General features: G+C 62.2%; 17 protein-coding genes. 9 read left to right on the forward strand and 8 right to left on the reverse strand.

Annotation, left to right across the window (positions count from 1 at the left end; all coding sequences use genetic code 11):
- Window positions 1–147: 147 nt before the first annotated feature.
- The 5 genes from LD110_RS22915 to purB all read right to left on the reverse strand — a co-directional run bounded on the left by LD110_RS22915 (window position 148) and on the right by purB (window position 8,953).
- Window positions 148–576 (reverse strand): acyl-CoA thioesterase, encoded by a 429-nt coding sequence (locus tag LD110_RS22915; protein WP_225502251.1) that lies wholly within the window; start codon window positions 574–576, stop codon window positions 148–150.
- Window positions 577–675: 99 nt separating this feature from the next.
- The gene (locus LD110_RS22920; RefSeq protein WP_225502252.1) at window positions 676–1,179 is read right to left on the reverse strand and encodes a GNAT family N-acetyltransferase; all 504 of its coding nucleotides are present in this window, start codon (window positions 1,177–1,179) and stop codon (window positions 676–678) included.
- A 124-nt stretch (window positions 1,180–1,303) separates the two neighbouring features.
- Complete coding sequence (locus tag LD110_RS22925) at window positions 1,304–6,574, reverse strand: NAD-glutamate dehydrogenase (protein WP_225502253.1); 5,271 nt, start codon at window positions 6,572–6,574, stop codon at window positions 1,304–1,306.
- A gap of 160 nt (window positions 6,575–6,734) precedes the next feature.
- A complete protein-coding gene (locus tag LD110_RS22930; protein WP_225502254.1) occupies window positions 6,735–7,391 on the reverse strand; it encodes a histidine phosphatase family protein in 657 nt (218 codons plus the stop codon).
- 122 nt (window positions 7,392–7,513) lie between these two features.
- Window positions 7,514–8,953, reverse strand: a complete 1,440-nt coding sequence (gene purB / locus LD110_RS22935; protein WP_225502255.1) for an adenylosuccinate lyase — start codon at window positions 8,951–8,953, stop codon at window positions 7,514–7,516.
- Window positions 8,954–9,161: 208 nt separating this feature from the next.
- Between purB and LD110_RS22940 the strand changes: the two genes are divergently transcribed.
- Both LD110_RS22940 and LD110_RS22945 read left to right on the forward strand, forming a co-directional pair.
- Complete coding sequence (locus tag LD110_RS22940) at window positions 9,162–9,452, forward strand: hypothetical protein (protein WP_225502256.1); 291 nt, start codon at window positions 9,162–9,164, stop codon at window positions 9,450–9,452.
- Window positions 9,452–10,906 (forward strand): hypothetical protein, encoded by a 1,455-nt coding sequence (locus tag LD110_RS22945; protein ID WP_225502257.1) that lies wholly within the window; start codon window positions 9,452–9,454, stop codon window positions 10,904–10,906. The genes LD110_RS22940 and LD110_RS22945 overlap by 1 nt, the downstream gene beginning before the upstream one ends.
- Window positions 10,907–10,971: 65 nt before the next feature.
- Here LD110_RS22945 and LD110_RS22950 read toward each other — a convergent pair whose 3' ends face one another.
- Window positions 10,972–11,400 (reverse strand): phage holin family protein, encoded by a 429-nt coding sequence (locus tag LD110_RS22950; protein WP_225502258.1) that lies wholly within the window; start codon window positions 11,398–11,400, stop codon window positions 10,972–10,974.
- 137 nt (window positions 11,401–11,537) lie between these two features.
- On the opposite strand from LD110_RS22950, the gene hisC reads away from it, so the two are divergent.
- From hisC to LD110_RS22975, 5 genes are all read left to right on the forward strand, one after another.
- The gene (gene hisC, locus LD110_RS22955; RefSeq protein ID WP_225502259.1) at window positions 11,538–12,656 is read left to right on the forward strand and encodes a histidinol-phosphate transaminase; all 1,119 of its coding nucleotides are present in this window, start codon (window positions 11,538–11,540) and stop codon (window positions 12,654–12,656) included.
- A gap of 149 nt (window positions 12,657–12,805) precedes the next feature.
- Window positions 12,806–14,005, forward strand: coding sequence for a pyruvate dehydrogenase (acetyl-transferring) E1 component subunit alpha (gene pdhA, locus LD110_RS22960; RefSeq protein WP_225502260.1), 1,200 nt, complete (start codon window positions 12,806–12,808; stop codon window positions 14,003–14,005).
- Window positions 14,005–14,985, forward strand: coding sequence for an alpha-ketoacid dehydrogenase subunit beta (locus LD110_RS22965; protein WP_225502261.1), 981 nt, complete (start codon window positions 14,005–14,007; stop codon window positions 14,983–14,985). Before pdhA ends, LD110_RS22965 begins: the two co-directional genes overlap by 1 nt.
- A gap of 57 nt (window positions 14,986–15,042) precedes the next feature.
- The gene (locus LD110_RS22970) at window positions 15,043–16,659 is read left to right on the forward strand and encodes a dihydrolipoamide acetyltransferase family protein (RefSeq protein ID WP_225502262.1); all 1,617 of its coding nucleotides are present in this window, start codon (window positions 15,043–15,045) and stop codon (window positions 16,657–16,659) included.
- Between the two features lie 19 nt (window positions 16,660–16,678).
- Window positions 16,679–17,368 (forward strand): phosphatase PAP2 family protein, encoded by a 690-nt coding sequence (locus LD110_RS22975; protein WP_308012478.1) that lies wholly within the window; start codon window positions 16,679–16,681, stop codon window positions 17,366–17,368.
- Here LD110_RS22975 and LD110_RS22980 read toward each other — a convergent pair.
- Together LD110_RS22980 and LD110_RS22985 are read right to left on the reverse strand one after the other, a co-directional pair.
- Complete coding sequence (locus tag LD110_RS22980) at window positions 17,362–17,715, reverse strand: hypothetical protein (protein WP_225502263.1); 354 nt, start codon at window positions 17,713–17,715, stop codon at window positions 17,362–17,364. The two genes, LD110_RS22975 and LD110_RS22980, sit on opposite strands and share 7 nt — an antisense overlap.
- 195 nt (window positions 17,716–17,910) lie before the next feature.
- A complete protein-coding gene (locus LD110_RS22985; RefSeq protein ID WP_225502264.1) occupies window positions 17,911–19,203 on the reverse strand; it encodes a PLP-dependent aminotransferase family protein in 1,293 nt (430 codons plus the stop codon).
- A 289-nt stretch (window positions 19,204–19,492) separates the two neighbouring features.
- Between LD110_RS22985 and LD110_RS22990 the strand changes: the two genes are divergently transcribed.
- Both LD110_RS22990 and LD110_RS22995 read left to right on the forward strand, forming a co-directional pair.
- Window positions 19,493–20,530 carry a hypothetical protein gene (locus LD110_RS22990; RefSeq protein ID WP_225502265.1) on the forward strand — a complete coding sequence of 346 codons (1,038 nt, stop codon included), beginning with the start codon at window positions 19,493–19,495 and terminating at the stop codon, window positions 20,528–20,530.
- Window positions 20,508–21,056 (forward strand): hypothetical protein, encoded by a 549-nt coding sequence (locus LD110_RS22995; RefSeq protein ID WP_225502266.1) that lies wholly within the window; start codon window positions 20,508–20,510, stop codon window positions 21,054–21,056. Before LD110_RS22990 ends, LD110_RS22995 begins: the two co-directional genes overlap by 23 nt.
- The last annotated feature ends 187 nt before the right edge of the window (window positions 21,057–21,243 follow it).

Below are 21,243 nucleotides of genomic sequence, written 5' to 3' on the forward strand. Positions count from 1 at the left end.
GAAGAAGGATTACCATGTCACCAGGCACTGAGGAATAACGTGACGAAAGCCCTGGGGAATTACGTGGCGGGCGACACCTTTATGCGCGACGGCGGTGCGCATCATGGGTTGGCGGCCCTGCCTGTGCGAGGTATCGCCGTCGCACCTCTAGTCCCCGACGAGCGTCTGCGTCAGGTGGTGCGTGGGGATGCGGTCCCGGTCGTAGGTGATCTCCGTGTAGCCGTGCGGAGCGGGCTTGCCATCTTCACCGAGGTTCACAAAGACAATTTCTTCAATGGTGAGGATGCTCTGGCGGGTGATCATGTTACGCACTTCGGCGCGCATGGTCAGGGAGGTCCGCCCGAATTTAGTGGCTGTGATGCCCAGTTCGATCAGGTCGCCCTGGACGGCCGAGCTGACGAAGTTGATCTCGGAGATGTACTTGGTCACCGCACGCCCGTTGCCGAGCTGGATGATGGCGTAGATTGCGGCTTCCTCGTCGATCCATTTGAGGAGGCTGCCGCCGAACAGCGTGCCGTTGGCGTTGAGGTCCTCGGGGCGGACCCACTTACGAGTGCGGAAAGAGATTTCGGCCATAGGCCTGACATTAGTACAAAACCGGGCGTGCCCTGCCCAGCAGCAGGTCACGCCCGGTTTTGTCGTGCACTACGGCGACTTAGCCGTAGTACACGCTCGCTACGTCATGGCCGTATGGGCTGCACTGTGCGAGTCAATGGGTTTGGCGAAGCAGAGCGAGTGCTTCACGCCAATGTACGGGCCAAAGTTCGGAACGGGCTCGAATCCCTGGCTTTCGTAGAAGCTGCGTCCATCCGTCTGGACGGACCCTGCTTCGGCCGTGATCAGCCTGAAGCCGTAGGAATGTGCGTAGCCCTCCAGGGCGGCGAGGATGGAGCTGGCGACTTTCGATCCCCTGGCATAGGGAACCACGTAGAGCCTCTTGATCTCCGCGGTTTCTGCGTCCAGCATTCGCAATCCGCCGCAGCCGAGCGGCTGCCCCGAGCATTTCTCGTAAGCCACAACAAAAACTGCGGTGTCAGCTTCCGACGGCGGAGGGCCGGGTTCGTGGTCGGTGGAGCCAAAGCGCGCGTCCAGTTCGGCTTGCTGCGCGGCACGAAGGTCGGCACCTACCGGGTTTGCCCAGGTGACCTGCCTGATGTTGAGCCGAGGATTGGTCTGCATCTCTGCCTCTTTTCGCCGGAGGGTTATGCCTATCTAGGCTAGGAAGGCCGAGTTTCCGTAGTGTTTCTTGGGGGTAAGCGTATGGAGAATTGGCGTAAACACTTGCAGTGCAGTTAATGTCAGCTCAGTTGCGCACCAGCGATCTCAGGAGTTTTAGCGCCACCGAGATCGACTGGATATCAGTCTGTCCCGGTTTGGTGGCTTCCGCGAAGGTGTCCTTGATCCGGACAAGTTGTTCCTGGTGACCGCGCTCCCAGGCAACGATCCGCTCGATTGAATCGGCTCCCTCGGTATCCGAACCCTTGGTCAGATGCATCACCGAAATTGTCATGTCGGCAATTGCCGCGTAGACGTCGTCACGTAACGCCGCCCGGGCGAGGGCCTCCCAGCGGTTCTGGCGCGGAAGCGCCGTGATACGCAGCAGCAGCTTGAGTGCGCCGATGCGTGCGAACACGGTCCAGTACAAGTCCATGATCTGTCGGATGGGTTCATCGCTCTGTTCCGAAATCAGGGAGATATCCAACAGCCCAAAGCTCTCCAGGATGTCCGAGGCACGCCGCCCCAGCTCATACGGGAGCCCTACGCTGTCCCAGTGCGCCTGCCGTTCCTGGGCAAGGTCAATGTGCTCACCACGCAGGTATTCGAAGGTGCCGTGCCGCAGCAGGTCCAGCGTGGGCATGATCCTGCCAAGGGCCTGTTCCACAGGCTGGTCGCGATGGTCGTGCGTGACATACCAGCGAGTGGCACGGTCCAGGACCCGGCGCATGTGAACTGTCAGTTCCGCGGCTTCCCGGCTTGGGAAGTCGGCGGGAAGCTCGGCCACTCGGTCGACGAAACGCTGCAGGTCGTAACCTTCACGGGCTGCGACGAATCCTCTGGCAACAGCCGCAGCTGTGGCCGTGGTTTCCTCGATGGTTCGGAAGGCGAAGGTGATGCCGCCGAGGTTGATCATGTCGTTGGCCAGGACGGTGCAGATGATCTGCCGGCGCAATGGGTGCGTGTCCAGTTCCGGGCCGAACCGATCCACGAGTTGCCGTGGGAAGTAGCTGCGAAGGACCCGCCCGAACCAGGGATCGTCTGTTACGTCGCTTTCGTTGAGCTCCTTGGCGAGTTCGATCTTGGCGTACGCCGCCAGCACGGCTAGTTCGGGGGAGGTCAGGCCCTTGCCGGTCTGCAGCCGTTCATGGAGCTGTTCGGTGGTGGGCAGCCCTTCCAATCGCCGGTCAAGCTCGGAGGCGTTTTCCAACCAGTCCATGGTCCGTTCGAAGCCCGGGCTCCAGTTCAGGACCAAGGCCCGGTCATTGAGCAGCAGGGTGTTCTGGTCCTGGTTGTTCTTGAGGACCAAGCGGGCAACCTCGTCGCTCAGCGAGTGGAGGAACTCGGCACGCCCGGATGCTGCCATTTTGCCTGTGGCGATCATCCGGTCGATGAAGATCTTGATGTTGACCTCATGGTCCGAGCAGTCGACGCCGGCCGAGTTGTCGATCGCGTCCGTGTTGAGCAACACCCCGTTCAGGGCGGCTTCGACTCGTCCGCGCTGGGTGACGCCCAGGTTGCCGCCCTCCACGACGATCTTGGCCCGCAGTTCGCTGCTGTTGATCCGGATCGCATCGTTGGCTTTGTCACCAACATCGGCGTGGGTTTCCGTGGAGGCTTTGACATAGGTTCCAATGCCGCCGTTATAAATCAGGTCAACCGGCGCACGCAGGATAGCTTGAAGCAGTTCCGGCGGCGTCATGGTGACGGCCGTGGGTGGCAATCCCAGCGACGATGCCACGGGCGGACTGATGGTGATCGACTTGGCCAGGCGCGGGTACACGCCGCCGCCGGGGCTGATCAGCCTGCGGTCGTAGTCGGCCCAGGACGAGCGCGGCAGCTTGAACAGGCGGCGGCGTTCTTCGAGCGATATGGCCGGGTCCGGTGTGGGGTCCAGGAAGATGTGCCGGTGGTCGAAGGCGGCGATAAGCCGGATATGCGCGGACAACTGCATGCCGTTTCCGAACACGTCGCCGCTCATGTCACCAATGCCCACAACCGTGAAATCCTCGCGTTGGCAGTCGATTCCCAGCTCGCTGAAGTGATGCTTCACTGACTCCCAGGCGCCACGGGCAGTGATGCCCATCTTCTTGTGGTCATAGCCCACCGAGCCTCCCGACGCGAACGCATCGCCCAGCCAGAAGCCGTACTCTATCGCCACAGCGTTGGCAATGTCGGAGAACGCGGCCGTCCCCTTGTCTGCGGCCACCACAAGGTAGTAATCGTCGTCGTCGTGCCTCACCACGTCTGGCGGTGGGATGACCCGTCCGCCGGCACCCCGAACGGCACGGGCACCGTGGGACACGGCAGCCCGCCCCGTGCGGGTTTCACGGGGCCCTGCTCCGGCGTTGGTGCTTGGGCCGGTATAGCTGCCGGTGCCAGCCTTCGGGCCGGCCGCAGCGGGTGCTGGGGGTCCGGAAACTTCGGTGTCGCTCAGGTCAAGGTTGTCCGTGATGTCCAGGAGTCCGCGGATAAAGTCCTTGTAGCTTTCCGCGCCTTCCGTGAACCAAGCGGTGCGGTCCGACGTCGGCTCGGGGAGCCGTTTGGGGTAGAAGCCGCCCTTCGCGCCGGTAGGCACGATCACAGAGTTCTTCACCGTCTGGGCTTTGACCAGGCCCAAAACCTCGGTGCGGAAATCCTCCCGCCGATCCGACCACCTCAAGCCGCCGCGCGCCACAGGGCCGAACCGCAGGTGCACGCCCTCAACCCGCGGCGAATAGACCCAGATCTCAAATTTGGGCCTCGGGTACGGAGCCCCGGGAATGTCCGACGGACGAAGTTTGTAGCTTATGTAAGGTCGATTCCGGAAGAAGTTGGTGCGCGTCGTCGCTTCGATGAGGTTCAAGAACGCTCGTAACAGGCGGTCCGCATCCAATGACGGGACGGCATCGATCGCAGCGTTAACGGCGGCACGGGCATGAGCCGTCTCCTGCAGCCGTGTTTCCGGGCTGGTCCCGGGATCGAAGCGGGCTTGGAACAAGTGCAGCAAAGCGTGCGTTGCCTGCACATTGTCCAGCAAGGTATCGGCAATGAAGGTGTACGAGTTGCCGGTCCCCAGCTGGCGGAGGTACTTCGCATAGGCACGCATGATCACCACCTGACGCCAGTCCAGGCCTTCCCTGAGCACCAGGGCGTCGAAACGGTCCGACTCGATATCGCCGCGCAGGGCGGCCCGGAACGAGTCGACCAGCAGTGTGCTGGTAGCCAAAGGATCGACGCCGGCGGGGTAGTGTAGGCCCAAGTCGTACAGGAACAGCTCCCGCTCCTGCATCGCTGACGAAACCACGACGGCGGTCTGGGCGCCTTGGGTCTCTGCGGTCTGGGCGCCTTGGGTCTCGACGGTGTGGGCCGGCTGGGTGGTTCCGATGGGTGCGGGCTCGGGCTGGGGTCCGCTCGGCGCGGTTGGTGACGTTCCGCCGTCGGGCGTTTCCTGCGAGGCGCCGCCAGGCGTCGTGCCTGGCAGTGGACCCTGCTGGCCGACGGCCGAGCGACGCACGAGCGTGTACGGCCGCTGGTCCAGGACCTCAAGACCCAGGTTGTGGAAAAACGGGAGGATCTGCGTTAGCGACCGTGGCTTGGTCAGGTAGAGCCGGACCCGGGCCACCTCGCCCAGCCACGGCGCCAACTCCGAGCCAACGTAAACCTTCAGGAAGAGGTCATCCCCAGCTTTGCCCGGCCCGTCCAAGCCAAACGCCTCAAAGCGTGCGATATCTCGAACAGCGTCCTCCGCCTCATAATCGGCCCGGTAACTGGCGGGAAAAGCCCCCGCCCATTGGCGGGCCAACCGAACTGCTTCCACGGCCGGGAATCTGTCTCTCAAGGCTTCGTCGATGCCCTCATCCCATGTGCGGGTTGCGCCGAGCACCTGCCTCTCCAAGGTGTCCGGATCGTACGCTTCGGGGAGTCCTTCGGCCGGAAGCAGGATCCGGAAGAACACGCGTGCCATGGCGGATTCAGTAAGTCTCAGGTCAAACTCGATGTCGCTCGTACCGAAAGCCCGGCCGAGGACCTGCTCCACGCGGAGCCGCACACCTGTGCTGTAGCGCTGGCGGGGCAGGAACAGCAAAGCCGACATGAAGCGGCCATTGGTATCCGGGCGGAGGAACAACCTTGTGCGGCGGCGGGCCTGTAGATGTTGGATCTCGCCGGCCAGCCGTGCCAGTTCCGCAGCATCCATGCGGAAGAGCTCGTCGTGTGGAAGCGCCTCTAAAGCACTCAGCAGCTCGCTCGCAGCGTGCGATCCGGGGGGATGACCGACGTCGGCCAGTACACTCCGCACTTTCTCCCGCAGTACCGGCACGCCCAAGACGGACAGCGCAGAGGACCCATGGGCGAAAAGGCCCACAAAGCGTCTTTCGGTGGCGACGGCCCCACTGGCGTCCAGCGTCCGGATGCTTATTTCGTCCAAATATGAAGGACGCAGCACCGTGGAACGAATATCCGACTTCGTCACGTAGAGCAGCCGCGGCGCCGTGGGCTCCCCTGGCTGGGGTGTGCCCTCTTGGCTTTGTATGTGGCGGAGCAGGCCGTGCGCTGTTCCAGGCCGCGGAACCAGCGTGACCTGCTGATCGGCTTGATCCAGCTCGGCCTGCGTGGTGGATCCGGACGATCCAGAGGCCAGGGAGTCAAAAGTGCAGCTGCCAAGGAAAACGAAGTTGCCGGCATCCAGCCAGTGGAGCAGGGCGCGGATCTCCGCAGCGTGTCCTGCGCGCTGGGCACCAGTTTTGAGGTGTTTGGCAAGGAGATGTTCAGCTGCGAGCCTGACGTCCCGATGGATCGCAGCGCTGTCCTGGGCTACTACCCGGACGTCCGCGACGACGGCCTGCAGTGTCCTGGTAAGCGTGTCGGCGCTGCCGTCGTCCGGGAGTCGTCCGATTTCAATGCTGATCCAGAGTTCATTTTGGTAGTCGTTGCCCATTAACTGCTGCAAGGCTTCGGGGGATCCAGCTGACAGACCCTCACGTGCCGTTCCTTGGCGGATGTCCACAAGCTCGTGGGTGTGTGGATCGCGCCTGACCCGGAACGTGGGATGAACCAGTAAACGGAGGTCGGCCTCTTCCCGCGTTAGCTCCGCGGTGACGGATTGCAGCAGGTAGGGCATGTCCTCAGCGACGATTTCCACGATGGTTACGTCGCCCTCATGCCGCATGCCGACGGCGGTTTCGTTTGGCGCCCTGAAAGTGGCCAGCTGTTTGTGGACCAGGGCCCGTTGAGCCAGCACATCGTTGCTGTAGTTCAGTAAGTCGTCGGCCGCTACGTGCTCGTAGTAGTCGGCAACGAACTGTCCAGCGGGTTCTGAAGGATTGTCGCCGGAACCACCCTTTGCGGACGATCCCGCCGGCATAGTTTCTCTGGACATGCCACCAAGCCTCCACCGCGGGAGGCCCAGCGCCGTGGGGGAACTACTGCAAAGCCGCCCGCCTCATCTCATCATGGCCAACGTTGCTGGGGGCGTCCAGTGGAAGTTCGGGCTGGGCGGAAGATCGCGTCCTCGTGGGGCACAAATTGGGGGAAAGGCTCTAAAAAGCCTCGCCTGTCGGGTCTTCCGCGGTGGCGTCCACCAGGGCCATGCCGCCGACAGGGCTCTGATCCCAGTGCAGCAGCCTCCAACCTAGACCGGGATCACCCTCAAGAATCACTATTCCGGTATTAGCGAGTTGGTGGTGGGAGGCGAAAGCCGAGTCGATTTCCTCGCTGCGGTTGCCAGCCCAGCACCGGATCGCGGCACCATGGCTGACCACTGCCGCAGTGGGGTGGCCGGCGGCGGCTACTTTCTCGATGGCCGCGTCGTATCGGGCGAAGAAAGCATGGCCGTCAGTGCCACCCGGCATACGGACATCCAGGCGACCATCCGTCCAGGCAAAGACCGTGCTCATGTAGGTATGGTGGGACTCGTGGTCGGTTGCCTTTTCAAGGTCTCCGGCCTCGATTTCCTGAAGTCCATCCAGTACGTGGGTTTCGAGTCCAAGCGCCTCAGCAAGGGGTGCCGCCGTCAATTGCGTGCGGACCAGGGTGGAAGCGTAGATGCCCCCAATGTTCTCCCTACCGAGCGAACGGGGCAGTGCTTCTGCCTGCCGCTGGCCGAGTTCCGTCAGGCCGGGCCCAGGAAACGCCGTGTCGAGTTGACCCAGTACATTGCCTGGTGTTTGTCCGTGTCTGATCAGCAAGAGCCTCATAGGTTCAGTTTTCCCTACCCTTGATGTGAACTTCGTACGAGCTGAGTCCGACTATTCTGCTTGTTGCTGGCGGCGGGCCGGAACCCGACGCCAGCAACGGCAGATTACTTCAGGTGAGCAGATTACTTCAGGTGATCCACCAGCTTCTCAGCGATGCCGGTGTAGCTACCTGGTGTGAGGGCCAGCAGACGGGCCTCGGCTTCCTCCGAAAGTCCAAGTCCGGAAACGAACTCCTTCATGCGGTTTGCATCGACCCTTTGGCCGCGGGTGAGGTCCTTCAACCGCTCGTAGGGGTTTTCCATGCCGGGGACGCCCGCAATCGCCTCAGCACGCATCACCATCTGGATAGCCTCGCCAAGCACTTCCCAGTTGCTGTCCAGGTCACCGGCGAGAACGTCGTTGGCGACGTCCAGGGCCTTCAGGCCCTTGGCAACATTGGAAATTGCGAGCAGGGAATGGCCGAAAGCCACACCGATGTTGCGCTGCGAGGAGGAGTCCGTGAGGTCACGCTGCCAGCGGGAAGTCACCAGGGTGGCGCCCAGGACATCGAGTAGTCCGTTGGAGATTTCCAGGTTTGCTTCGGCATTCTCGAAGCGGATCGGATTGACTTTGTGCGGCATGGTGGAGGAGCCGGTGGCACCGGCAACTGGGATCTGGCGGAAGTACCCAATTGAGATGTAGCTCCAAATGTCGGTGCAGACGTTGTGCAGGATCCGGTTGAAGCGGGCGATATCCGCATAGAGCTCCGCCTGCCAGTCATGGCTCTCGATCTGGGTGGTGAGCGGGTTCCATGTCAGGCCCAGGCCCTCCACAAAGCTACGCGAAACGTTCTGCCAGTCTGCGCTGGGGACAGAAGCAACGTGTGCGGCGTAGGTGCCGGTGGCACCGTTGATCTTTCCGAGGTACTCGGTCTTGGCGACGCGGTCCAGCTGGCGGCGGAGGCGGTGCGCAATAACGGCAAGTTCCTTGCCCAGCGTGGTTGGTGTGGCGGGTTGCCCGTGTGTGCGGGAAAGCATCGGAACTGAGCGGTTTTCTTCCGCCATTGCCTGAAGCTGGTCTACGAGGGACCTCGCTGCGGGCAGCCAGGCATCCTCGACGGCTCCTTTGATGCCCAGTGCATAGGACAGGTTGTTGATGTCCTCCGACGTGCATCCGAAGTGCACCATAGCAGTCAGGTTTTCGATGCCGATGGCCGGGAGGCGACGGCCGATGAAGTATTCGACTGCTTTGACGTCGTGCACGGTGACTGCCTCGATCTCCGCCAGCTCTGCTACGTCGGAGGCGTCGAATTCGGTGACGATGGCACGGAGCTGCTCCAACTGGGCAGAGCTCAGGGGACCTGCGCCGGGAAGGACGCTGTTGGCAGTCAGGTGGATCAGCCATTCGACTTCCACGGCAATCCGGTCGCGGTTCAGCGCAGCCTCGGACAAGTAATCAACCAGCGGTGCGACGGCCGACTGGTAGCGGCCATCCAGCGGACCAAGTGCGATTTTGTCGGCGGACGCGGCCAGGGCCAGGCGTCCGGAGGGCGTACGGGTGACAGCGGAGGCGGTTTCAGGCATGTGGCAATTCTTTCATGAACTGCGGCAAGGACTTTAAGTGCCTGTTGGCCTATGTGGGCGTCGTTTGTCCACATGGGACGGGCTTCTCCACATACCGACGTTTGCGATACCGCCACCGTGGCGCTCCCTCGTAGCGTCGAAGCAATGCAACGGACAGTTGAAGCTGCCGGACTGCGTTTGTCCCCAGACAACACCAAGGAGTTCAATCATGAGCACTGTTGTGCACGCCTCGGACGCAGCACAATGCGCCTCCCGCAGCGGTGAGATCCACAAACTCGCCCAGCGGCTTCAGCATTGCGTTCATAGGGTTGAATCAGCTGCCGCCAGGCTGAGCCAGCTTGAGCTCCACAACTGGCAGTCACCTGCAGGCCGGGCTTACCAGACCACGCTTAGCCACCACCAATCGGTGTTGCGGCGAACCGTTGCAACACTCCAGGACGCGGTTGCTGCGGTCCAGGGTCATGGGCAGGCCGCGGCGCAACCGGGCCGGGCGCTCTAGTGGCGGATCCAAAGTCGATCGAAGACGGCGGGGCTCCAAAGCCGGTAGAACCGTCCAGCGATGGCCAATTGATTGTCCGTGGCGGTGTCGGCGGTATCGCCTTCCAATATGAGGAACTCGTTCACGGAGCCAACGGACTTCACAATGCCGGGGAGGAACTTAACGCCGCCAAGTGCCTTGCAGAGGCGGTTCGCAGCGATCTCCTGGCCTATTTGGTTGACTCCCCAGTCAGTGGAGCATTTGCGCTGGCGATGGTTTCGGCCGGCATAGGCGAACTGTCATCGTCTAGTCAGGGGCTTTACCGCATAGCCGCTGACGTGCGGGCAAGTCACCGCGACTACGAATCTTCCGAAGCGCGCGCCGCGGCCTTGCTACGGATGGGGCTGAGCTACCCGGCCGTGGCTGAGCGACTGAACCTTTTCAGCGGGCTCGACGCAGACAGGAAGAAGGATCAGGCAGGCCTTCGGAATCTGACGGAGCAGGCCATCGCCCGGGCACCGCACGATCTTGTGAACCATTTGCTCCCCGGACTGGGACCGGTCGCCGCGGCTCTGCTGAGCAGGACAACGGGGGGCAAGGACGCGCGAGGTGTCCTCCGTTTCCTAAGCGATCTTCCCTTCGCGAGCCACCTCAAGCCAAGACCCGTGGAAGCCAAAGCAGTCTCCACTGACCAGCGGAAGATGGACCTGACGTTGCCAGGCATTATTCGCGAGCTTGAGACTGCGGGAGCCCATCACGGGGAAGTAGAAGTGGTGCGGGTTGAACGTCCGGATGGTCCCGTCTTTGTACTGCTGATTCCAGGCACACAGACAGGCGAAGGCATAGGTGGCGACAACCCCTTGGATCCAGCCGGCATCGTCGATGGGCTGGGCTACGACTCGCAAGAGATCAACCAGGGAATCAGAAAGGCACTACAGGAGGCGGGCGCCGAAGCAGGGGCACGCATCGTCGCAGTCGCGCACAGCCAAGGAGGGATTCACGCCATGAATCTTGGCCAAGACAAAGCATTCCTCGCTGAGTTCGACCTCAAGTACGTTGTGACCGCTGGCTCGCCGGTTGGCGGCATCAAACCCAAGGAAGGCATAGGTGTACTCAATTTGGAGCATGGGGACGACTTTGTACCTGGTACTGAAGGGCTTCCCAACCCAGATACGAAAGATAGGGTCACAGTGACGTTGACCGACACAGCAGTCCTTGAGCCAGGCGAGGAAGTTGGTTTAGGACCCGCCCACAAGCTGGAAATTTATGCACAAGGGGCCGAGCGCATTTTGAAGAGTTCTGATCCCTCGCTCGTCGCAGCCAGCGGCACTGTGGCGGGCCTGCTTGGCACGAGTGGCGTCGCGTCGGTGACCCGAGTGAAACTGTCCCGAGCTCCGATGCCGTCACCAGCACAGAGCAATCCGGACTTGCCCGTCAGTGCGCCGTCCGCTGGTGCCTTGGCGGGGCCGAAATGATTCCTGTTGGGCCGTGGATTAAGTGGATTAATTGGGCAGTGGATTAATGCGAAAGGAAGCCTGTGCTATCGCTTGCGGGTTCCTGGAATGAGGCCTGCCACCATGGAAATCAGGCTGATGATGATCGCTGCCAAAACGGCGGTCCAGAAGAAGGAGTCGAGTGTCAGGTGAACAGGGGTATAGCCGCTGATCCAAGCCGTCAGGTAAAGCATCGCTGCGTTAATGATGATCGTGAAAAGGCCCAGCGTCAGGATGGTGATGGGCAGGGAAAGCAGGCTGACAAGCGGGCGGACCAGGGCGTTCACAATCCCGAAAATGAGCCCGATGAACAGGTAGGCGAGCACAACGCCCACCGCGTCCGCGCCCTGGGAAACGCCGCTGTTTGTCGCAGCCTGCGTCGTGGCGGATGTAGTGATGTCCATGCCTGGCAGCAGCCAACTGGCAATCCACAGAGCCAGCCCATTGATGATCACGCGCACTATGAAGGAACCCATGGCCCCATGCTGTCACAGGCCAGCGTGGACTCACAGCGCCCGCCAGCGACCACACCACTGCACGCTTTCCAACGTTGCCTATCGCGACGCCACCCTCGACCCTCGCTGGTGGAAGGCGGGCAAGTAGGCTTGGATCCATGACTTCTACCGACGCTGCACGCGGAGGCATCGCGCCCCGGCCTGTGGTGGCCAGGCTTCCCCGCTACGCCGCGGGAAAGCCGCCCGTAGCCATCGAAGGGTTCACCAGCTACAAGCTGTCCTCCAACGAAAACCCACTGCCTCCAATCCCTGCCGTGCTGCGGGCAATTGCCGAGCAACAAGACATCAATCGCTACCCGGACCCTGTCTCCACGAAGCTTCGCGGGGCCCTGAGCGATTTCCTCGGGGTTCCGTCGGACGACATCGTTACAGGGGCTGGAAGCCTGGGTGCCTTGAACCAGATCCTGGCTGCTTTTGCGGGGCAAAACGATGACGGGAAAGCAGATGAAGTCATCTACGCCTGGCGTTCGTTTGAGGCCTATCCCATAAGCGTTGGCCTTGCCGGAGCCCAAAGCATCCAGGTTCCCGTGCTGCCGGACGGGCGGCACGACCTTGGGGGAATGGCCGCCGCGGTCGGTGCCAGGACCAAAGTCGTCCTCCTCTGCACACCCAACAACCCCACCGGCCCCATCCTGACCACCAAGGAAGTGGAGGACTTTATCCAGTCGGTACCTTCCGACGTCGTGGTGGTTATCGATGAGGCCTACCAGGAGTTTGTCCGGGCCGAAGACGCGGTGGACGGCATCAGGCTTTACCGGAAGTACCCCAATGTGATCGTGCTCCGTACGTTTTCCAAGGCCCACGGCCTCGCCGGGCTAAGGGTGGGATACAGCGTTTCTGGCCCTGACCTGACCCAGCACCTCCGCGCCGCCGCCACGCCATTCGCGGTCTCCCAGATTGCCGAACGCGCGGCCATCACGTCGCTCGAGAACTTCCAGCAGGTTGTGGAAAGAGTACAAAGCCTGGTGGACGAGCGGGACCGCGTTATGGCGGGGCTCAAGGAACTCGGATGGTCGGTGCCGGACGCTCAAGGCAACTTCGTTTGGCTCGAACTCCGCGAGGACAGCATGGACTTCGCGGCACGCGCGGGCGAAAGGGCGCTGTCTGTACGGGCCTTCGCTAATGAAGGTGTCCGCGTCAGCATCGGCGAAGAGGAGGCCAATACCCGCTTCCTGCAGTTGTGTGCCGAATATACAAAGACGCCGCGTTCTTCCTAGCGATTAACAAATGCCCCGGCCGTACCTTACTGAGGATAAAGTTAGGGGCGACAGCCATGTATATGCCACCTGAGGAATATATTCCAAATGAGGCATATATCCCAGCGAAAACTGCCCGGCTATTGGCTTGAGGCAGGCAAGGAGACGGTATGGGTTCTACGCAGCTGCCCGCCCCCGGGTTGGAAGGAATGCAGGCAGACCGCCAAATCGTGGGTGACGAGCCCTCGACGGAAATGGTCCAGTTGCTCGGTCCCGACGGCAAGCTCGGCGCCGACCCAGTTTTTTCCGACTACGCCAAGCGCCTGGAGCCCGAGCAGTTGCGCGGCTTCTACGCGGACATGGCCAAGATCCGCCGGTTCGACCAGGAAGCAACCGCACTTCAGCGTCAGGGAGAGCTCGCCCTGTGGGTACCGCTCACTGGCCAGGAAGCAGCACAGATCGGCTCAGGTCGGGCCACGCAGCCGCAGGACTATATCTTCCCCACGTATCGTGAACATGGCGTTGCGCTGACCAGGAACGTGGATTTGGCAGAGCTGCTTCGCCAGTTCCGGGGCATCACCAATGGTGGATGGGATCCGAACGAAAACAACTTCCACCTGTACACCTTGGTGCTTGCAGCCCAGACCCTCCACGCGGTTGGCTACGCGATGGGCATCCAACGCGACCAGAAGGCCGCACAGGACCAAGGTGGATCGAAGGATGCGGGGAAGGCCGCCGTGGTCGCCTATTTTGGCGACGGTGCCAGCTCGGAAGGCGATGTCCACGAGTCCATGGTGTTTGCCTCCTCGTACAAGGCGCCCGTGGTGTTCTTCTGCCAGAACAACCACTACGCCATTTCCGTCCCCAGCTCCGTGCAGACGAGGGTTCCATTGGCGAACCGGGCAAAGGGCTACGGCTTCCCTGGCATCCGGGTAGACGGGAACGACGTGATCGCCGTCCATGCAGTCACGGAGTGGGCTCTTGAACACGCTCGTGAAGGGAACGGCCCCGTCCTCATTGAGGCCTACACCTACCGCGTCGGCGCCCACACGACGGCCGACGACCCCACCAAATACCGCCTCAAGGAAGAAGAAACTTCTTGGCGGGACAAAGACCCGCTGGAACGGTTGGAAACGTACCTGCGCGCCGAAGGCCTGGCCGACGACGACTTCTTCGCCAAAGTAAAGGCTGATGGCGACGAACTGGCGTCCTACATTCGGCGGACCACGCTGGAATTGAAGGCTCCGGAAATCCGCGCGTCCTTCGAGAACGTCTACGCGGAGGCCCACCCGCTGGTCGCCGAGGAACTGGCCTGGTTCGAGGAGTACTCGGCAGGCTTCGAAGGTGACGAGGAAGAAGAGGCCAACTGATGCCCACAATGACCATCGCCAAGGCCATCAACGAGGGCCTCCGCGCCACGCTCAGCAAGAACCCGAAGTCGCTCCTGATGGGCGAAGACATCGGAAAGCTGGGCGGCGTCTACCGCGTTACGGACGGATTGATCAAGGAGTTCGGTGAAGACCGCGTTGTCGACACGCCCCTGGCAGAGAGCGGAATCATCGGCACCGCAATCGGCCTGGCACTGCGCGGCTACAAACCCGTCTGTGAAATCCAGTTTGACGGCTTCGTTTTCCCCGGCTTCAACCAGATCACCACGCAGTTGGCCAAGATGCACGCCCGCAGCCATGGTCAGCTGAACGTACCGGTTGTCATCCGCATCCCGTACGGCGGCGGCATCGGCTCGGTGGAACACCACTCCGAATCCCCTGAAGCGCTGTTCGCCCACACTGCCGGCCTCCGCATCGTTTCCCCATCCAACGCCCACGACGCCTACTGGATGATCCAGCAGTCCGTGGAGTCCAAGGACCCTGTCATCTTCTTCGAACCCAAGCGCCGCTACTGGCTCAAGGGTGAGGTGGATACCCAGGAACCAGGGCTTGCGGCCGATCTGCACAAAGCTCACGTCCTCCGCCAGGGAACCGACGCCACCATCGTCGCCTATGGCCCCCTCGTCCCCGTTGCCCTCGCTGCCGCAAACGCAGCCGAGGAGGACGGCCACAGCCTGGAAGTGATCGACCTTCGGAGCATTTCCCCGATCGACTTCGACACCGTGACCGAGTCTGTGAAGAAGACAGGGCGCCTGATCATCGCCCACGAAGCCCCCACATTTGGCGGCATCGGCGGCGAGATCGCGGCCCGGATCAGCGAACGCGCCTTCCTGCACCTCGAAGCTCCTGTTTTGCGGGTGGGCGGCTTCCACATGCCGTATCCGGTGGCCAAGGTCGAAGAGGACTACCTTCCGGATATCGACCGGATCCTCGAAGCCCTCGACCGCTCGCTCGCCTACTGAACCTGCCCCTGATTGGTCCCGCCGCGCGGCGGTGAACACCGGAAACCGAGGATCGAAGTGACTGTCAAGAAATTCAATCTCCCGGACGTGGGCGAAGGACTTACCGAGGCCGAAATCGTCTCGTGGAAGGTCAAGCCTGGCGACACCGTGGGGATCAACGATGTCTTATGCGAGATCGAGACGGCCAAGTCGCTGGTCGAGCTGCCGTCCCCGTTCGCAGGCACCGTGGCTGAGCTGCTCGTTGAAGAGGGCTTGACGGTTGAGGTCGGTACCCCGATCATTTCCGTCGCGGACCAGCCCGGTGAAGTCGGCGCATCTGCTCCGACCCCGCCTGCACCTGCCAAGGCAGCTCCGCCAGCAGAAGGTGGAGCGGCGCCCGATCAAAACCTGCCGCCTATGTATGGCGTCCTCTCCGACGGCGGTGCTCAGGCTCCCAGTGCTGAGGCTTCCGGCGCGGCTTCGAGTGCGCCCGAGGCCGGTGCTCCGGCAGGGCCGTTGGTCGGTTCAGGTCCCAAGGCCGACGCCGTCAAGCGCCGCCCGCGGAAGGCGTCGGCTTCCGGAGCTTCCACTGCCGCAACGCGCCCGACGCCGGATGCCCCCGTCGTGCGTTCTGCGCCGAGTGCTCCGGTTCAGCAGGCGGCCAACCAAACCGCGGCAACTACGGCCCAGCCGCCCGCAGCGTTCCAGGTGCAAGCTTCGCAGCCAGCTGCTGCGGCGGCACCGAATGGAGCTCCCGGCGTCGCTGGCATTGGTGGTGCGATTAGCGGAATTGTCAGCCGAGTCCTGGCCAAGCCACCGGTGCGCAAGTTCGCCCGGGACCTTGGCATCGACCTCGCCGACGTCGTGGCTACGGGTGCCCACGGCGAGGTTACCCGGGAGGACTTGGTGAGCTACCAGGCCCAGCGGGAGGCGGAGGTGGACCGCGCGGATACTTTCTGGACTCCGGCCAGGAAGCCCCAGGACCAGCGAATCGAACGTATTCCGGTCAAGGGGGTCCGCAAAGCCACGGCCAAGGCAATGGTTGACTCGGCCTTCACGGCGCCGCATGTCAGCATCTTTGTGGACGTCGACGCCAGCCGCACTATGGAGTTCGTCAAGAGGCTGAAGGCTTCGCGGGACTTCGAGGGTATTAAGGTGTCGCCGCTGCTGATCCTGGCCAAGGCTGTCATTTGGGCAGCCGCACGGAATCCCAGCGTCAACGCGAGCTGGGTTGAGAATGCGGACGGCAAGGGCGGGGCCGAGATCCAGGTCAAGCACTTCATGAACCTCGGCATCGCAGCGGCTACGCCGCGGGGCCTCATGGTGCCCAACATCAAGGAAGCGCAGGACCTTTCCCTGAAGGAACTCGCCCTCGCCCTGAACGAATTGGCCACGCGCGCCCGGGCTGGGAAGACCCAGCCAGCCGAAATGCAGGGCGGCACGCTGACAATTACCAATATTGGGGCTCTGGGCATCGACACAGGTACGCCGATCATCAACCCCGGTGAAGTGGCGATCGTGGCGTTCGGCACCATCAAGCAAAAGCCCTGGGTCCTTGACGGTGAAGTAATACCGCGCTGGATCACCACATTGGGTGGATCATTCGACCACCGTGTAGTGGACGGCGATCTGTCGGCGCGCTTTATGGCCGATGTCGCAGCCATTCTTGAAGAGCCCGCGCTGTTGCTTGACTGACGCGGCCTGACTGAGGACTGTGGAGAATTCGTCGCAGCTAGAGCCGGCGGACCCGTCAAAGGGAGCGCCGGCTCCGCTGGTGCCCAACGGCCAGGCTTCGATTCGGCGTCTGAGGGGCAAGTACCTCTTGGCAAAAGTGGTGACAGAGCTCTTCCAGCCCCCGGCCGTGGTGACTGTCCTCCTCTTGCTGAGTCCCGCCGTCGAGCCCGGCATGCCGGGCACGATGCTCTACGGGGCGCTGGCAGCGTTATTCGTCTGCGTCCTGCCCTTGGCATACGTGCTGGTGCTGGTTCGGCTAGGGAAGCTCTCGGATCATCACGTCAGCGAACGAGCCAGACGCGCACCGATTATGCTTGCCGCGCTGGTTTCTGTGCTGCTGGGACTCGGTGTGCTGGGCCTCACGGGGGCGCCCCTCAGCGTTGCCATCATGGTGCTGGCGATCATTGTGGGCATCGTGGTGGTGGGCGTCGTCAGCCTGTACTGGAAGATCAGCGGCCACGCCTCCGTGATTTCCTCGGCTGCTGTGATTCTCACGCTGATCTTCGGTCCGACCTGCTTGCTCCTGCTGCCACTGGTTCCACTCGTCGCCTGGTCCCGGGTGACTTTGGGGGCGCACACCCTGGCCCAAGTCATAGTGGGCTGCCTATTCGGCGGCGGCGTGATCGCTGGCGTGTGGTGGGTGTTAACCCGTTGGCTTCTCTATCAGTAGCCGTTCGCGTACGTGTACTGGTAGTTCGTGGCGATCTGTTGCCACTGGGCGTCTCCGACCGATCCCGCCAAGCCCATGGCGATGGCCGAGACAACCAGTGACACCGCGAGCATTACGCCCGACGCGGCAGAAAGCAGGCGCCAGTCTTTGCGGAGCGTGCTCCGGAAGGTCTCAGGCATATGAATTTGCGGGGAGATCAAGTTTGGAGCGCTGTCCACGGAACCATCGTCAAGAAGTGCGATGACGCGGTCGTTGTGCCGGTCCAGGCGCATTTCGCAGATGTGGTTGCCGTGGCGGGCAAGGAGGATGTCGTGGCCAACACGCTGGCGTGGCTGCAGAATAAGCAAGAATGTCCCCTGAAATCTGGTCGGAAGGGAGTGGCTCGCACCGTCGGGGGCACACTTCAATTTTAGGGCTGGGGCACGTCCCGAACCGTCCAGATTCCGGGTGAGACTGCCCACGCTGCCACGTGACTCTGGCGACAGCGCGGGCGTAGGCGCCACCTATACTTTGGGCAGTTGTCAGCTCCGGTCAATGCTTTCCTATGCGGTGCCCGTGGCCTCCCGCAACACCGGCGCCAAGCGCCGGACGCCCTCGGTGATCGAATCCGGTGGCACCGCACTGAAGGCAAGCCGGAGCTTGTTGGACGGCTTGTCCGAGTGCGTGAATGCGGCACCTGGGATGAAAACGACGCCGGCGTCAATCGCCTTTTTCAGCAATGGGTATGTGTCGACGTGCTCGGGAAGCGTGACCCACACAAAGAACCCACCGTCAGGCCTGGTCCACGTCACGCCGTCGGGCATTTCATCTTCGAGGGCGGCGAGCATCGCCGTGCACCGCTCCTCATACAGGCTCCGATACGTTTCGATCTGGCCCTTCCAGTCAAAGTCCCGTAAATACGCGGAGATGAGCATCTGGTTGAACGTCGGCGGGCACAGCGTCACGGCCTCGGACGCCAAGTAAAAGCGCCGCTGTAAATGTTCGGGGACCAAAGCCCAGCCGATTCGGAGCCCTGGCGCAAAAATCTTGGAGAAGGAGCCCATGTAAATAACATCGTCGGGGTTTGCAGCCCTCAGCGGCGCGATCGGCCGTCCATCAAAACGGAGCAGTCCGTAGGGATTGTCTTCCAGCACCAAGATATTCGCACGCCGGCATATATCGACGATCTGCTGGCGCCGGTCTTCTGCCAGCGTGATTCCTGAGGGGTTGTTGAAGTTGGGAATGGTGTAGAGGAACTTGATGTTCTTGCCCCGGGCCTGCAACTCGGCGATGGTGGCCGCCAGCAGCTCAGGCACCAGACCGTCGTCGTCCATATCAACAGGTTCCACCTGTACCTGGTAGGCCTCAAAGGTATTCAGGGCCCCAACGTAGGTAGGGTTCTCAACGAGGACTACGTCCCCCGGATTGCAGAAGACCTTGGTGGCCACATCCTGCGCAGACTGAGAGCCTGCGGTGATCACCACATTCTCCGGCCGGGCATCCGTGATACCTTCAGCCGCCATGATCTCGCAAATCTGGGTCCGAAGTTCCATGCTGCCTTGGCCGCTGCCGTACTGCAGGGCAGTCATCCCCTGCTCGGCAATGATCTGTGACGCTGTTTCGCCCAAGCGAGACAATGGCAGGGATTTCAGGTAGGGATTACCGCCTGCCAACGAAACGAGGCCCGGCCTCATCGAAATGTCGAATACGTCGCGGACAGCCGATTGTTTGATGTTGGCTGCCCGGTCGGAGAACAAGCTCTCGTGCGGATGCGCAGCCGTTGCCGCCCGCTCAATTGCTTCCAGCGCTTCTTCAGGGAGCAGCTCCGCTCCATTGCTCAATGTTTCGTGCGTCACATCCACAGGATAACCCGCCATGTTGCTAAAAAGGCAACATATGTTTCGCAATTGGTTCCCGCCATTGGTTCCGTCCCCCGCCCATTTCAACCCCGGACGGCGCCAACCCCGGACGACGCGATCCCTGGACGACGCGATCCCCGGATGGTGCCAACACCGGACGACGGCGCCCACCCCGCGGCGCCAACTGGGGATAGCGGAAAACTGTCATAGGTGCCGGATACCGTGATTCCACGTGATGGAGGGCGTGTCCCCAAACGGACTTGCTCAGGCAGCGGAAGGAGCGGGAATGGCGCGTCGCAGTCTTCAGTTCTGGCGTATCGCCCGGGTCAACGGCGAGGACCTTACGCGGCCATTTCCGGCTCGTCGGCTCGCGGAAGTGCTTTTGAGCGCCGAACGAAGGGGAGTGGACAGGAGACTGAGCAGCCCGGATGGCTCCGTCGTCATGGCCCACGCCCGGGCTGTCGCTCCGATTCCAGTGGTGCTCCTGGATAGGGTTCGGGAATCGAATTTTCCGAGCGTGGGAGACTCGGCCGGGCAGCGCAAGGCACTGCCGTTGGCTCCGGGGGACCATCTGCTGGAGACGACGTACTTCGGTTTCTTGAAGCGCAATGTACTGGCGGTTTTGACCAGTGCGAATGGGCCCCGCGCCTCGAGATTGTGTGAGTATCTCGAGGGCATGTTTGGCCTTGGCGTGGAGCTGGTTCCTGTCCTTCGCGAGGATGTTGACCAGATCCTGGCGCGCCTCCAGGTGAGCAAGTTTGAGTTTGCCGTTCCTGCCGGCAAGCTCAATGATGGGGCGCAGGGGGAATGGGCCGAGGTCCTGGGCAGCGCGTCCCGGCTGATGACCCAGGGCACATTCCGAATGTCGCTCAGTGTTGGCCGATCCGGAAATGCCACCGAGAAACAGCGGGTTCGCGAACGCATCCAGCAGCTTATTGAACAGTTCCGACGCTCTGCCACCCTGGAGCAGTTCGACTATGCCGTCGCTGAGGGTAGGGATTCCGTGTCCGGCGACCGTGAAATTGTGGACCTCCTCAAGGACCGCTTCATCGCCCGCGTAGAGGTTGCCGCGGACGTGGTCAATGATCCGCAGAAGTCAACGGAGGAAGCGATCTCGATTTTCGCCCGGCAATCCGCAGATCACGACGGTTACTTTGCGCAGTGCCTGCCCGCTGTCAAGGGCTTACCGGAAGCATCATGGGTGCCCGACCTGGTGGGCTATGGGTCCTCGTCGGCACCTGAGCCTCGGGGTGAGCGGCCTGCCACGGTGTTGTCGCTCCGGACAACGGAGGAGGGCGTCCATGGTGAGCTCCTACGACGTTGAAATCCAACTCGCGCGGAGCCCCGGGAATCCGGTCTTCCGATGGTTTCTCGTCCGTCCGCGGATGGATTTCGCGCTGGCGGCGGCAGCGCTGGCGGCCTGGCTGCTCATTTCGGTGTGTTTCGGTAAGCCGCTGATGTTGGAATCGGTCGCCGATGCTGCACGCAGGACCTTCTTCCAAACCCTGGCAACCCTTGCCGGTGCGATGGGCGGGCTGACGCTCACCAGCGTGTCCGTCCTGGTCAACGTTTTGTCCAAGAAGGCTTCGGTGGGCCAGCGGACACTTCCGCTGGAACGGCTCACGCCGGAGCACCGGCTCAGAATCGGCGAGGCGTTCCTGGTAATTCTTCCTAGGCTGGCCGGGCTGCTGGTGATATCGCTAGCGACGCTGATCCTGGAGGGTAGGGACGGTGCGGGCTTATGGGTTCCGGAGGCGGCGACACTCTGGCTCGCACTGACCGCAGGGCTTGGCGTGGTCAGGGCATCCTGGACGCTGCGGAGGCTCCTCGCGCTCACGGCCGCCGGATAGATTCACTAAACGATGCCGGGGTGCCCCGCTCAAACGGGCACCCCGGCAAGCACTCGGGCCGGCAGGATTGGCGGAGTTCTCCGGAATCCGTGGCGGGCTGTCCGGTTGTTCCGGGTGGCCCTCGGGCCGGCAGGATTGGCGGAGTTCTCCGGGATCCGTGGCGGGCTGTCCGGTTGTCCCGGGTGGC

Source organism: Arthrobacter sp. M4 (genome assembly GCF_020251205.1).
GTDB lineage: Bacteria > Actinomycetota > Actinomycetes > Actinomycetales > Micrococcaceae > Arthrobacter.

Excerpts from the sequence above, each read along its gene's own strand:
- LD110_RS22965 (WP_225502261.1), top strand. The coding sequence starts at position 14,005 with ATGCCCACAATGACCATCGCCAAGGCCATCAACGAGGGCCTCCGCGCC.
- LD110_RS22950 (WP_225502258.1), bottom strand. The coding sequence starts at position 11,400 with ATGGGTTCCTTCATAGTGCGCGTGATCATCAATGGGCTGGCTCTGTGG.
- LD110_RS22920 (WP_225502252.1), bottom strand. The coding sequence starts at position 1,179 with ATGCAGACCAATCCTCGGCTCAACATCAGGCAGGTCACCTGGGCAAAC.
- LD110_RS22915 (WP_225502251.1), bottom strand. The coding sequence starts at position 576 with ATGGCCGAAATCTCTTTCCGCACTCGTAAGTGGGTCCGCCCCGAGGAC.
- LD110_RS22925 (WP_225502253.1), bottom strand. The coding sequence starts at position 6,574 with ATGTCCAGAGAAACTATGCCGGCGGGATCGTCCGCAAAGGGTGGTTCC.
- LD110_RS22995 (WP_225502266.1), top strand. The coding sequence starts at position 20,508 with ATGGTGAGCTCCTACGACGTTGAAATCCAACTCGCGCGGAGCCCCGGG.
- LD110_RS22940 (WP_225502256.1), top strand. The coding sequence starts at position 9,162 with ATGAGCACTGTTGTGCACGCCTCGGACGCAGCACAATGCGCCTCCCGC.
- pdhA (WP_225502260.1), top strand. The coding sequence starts at position 12,806 with ATGGGTTCTACGCAGCTGCCCGCCCCCGGGTTGGAAGGAATGCAGGCA.
- hisC (WP_225502259.1), top strand. The coding sequence starts at position 11,538 with ATGACTTCTACCGACGCTGCACGCGGAGGCATCGCGCCCCGGCCTGTG.
- LD110_RS22930 (WP_225502254.1), bottom strand. The coding sequence starts at position 7,391 with ATGAGGCTCTTGCTGATCAGACACGGACAAACACCAGGCAATGTACTG.
- LD110_RS22990 (WP_225502265.1), top strand. The coding sequence starts at position 19,493 with ATGGCGCGTCGCAGTCTTCAGTTCTGGCGTATCGCCCGGGTCAACGGC.
- purB (WP_225502255.1), bottom strand. The coding sequence starts at position 8,953 with ATGCCTGAAACCGCCTCCGCTGTCACCCGTACGCCCTCCGGACGCCTG.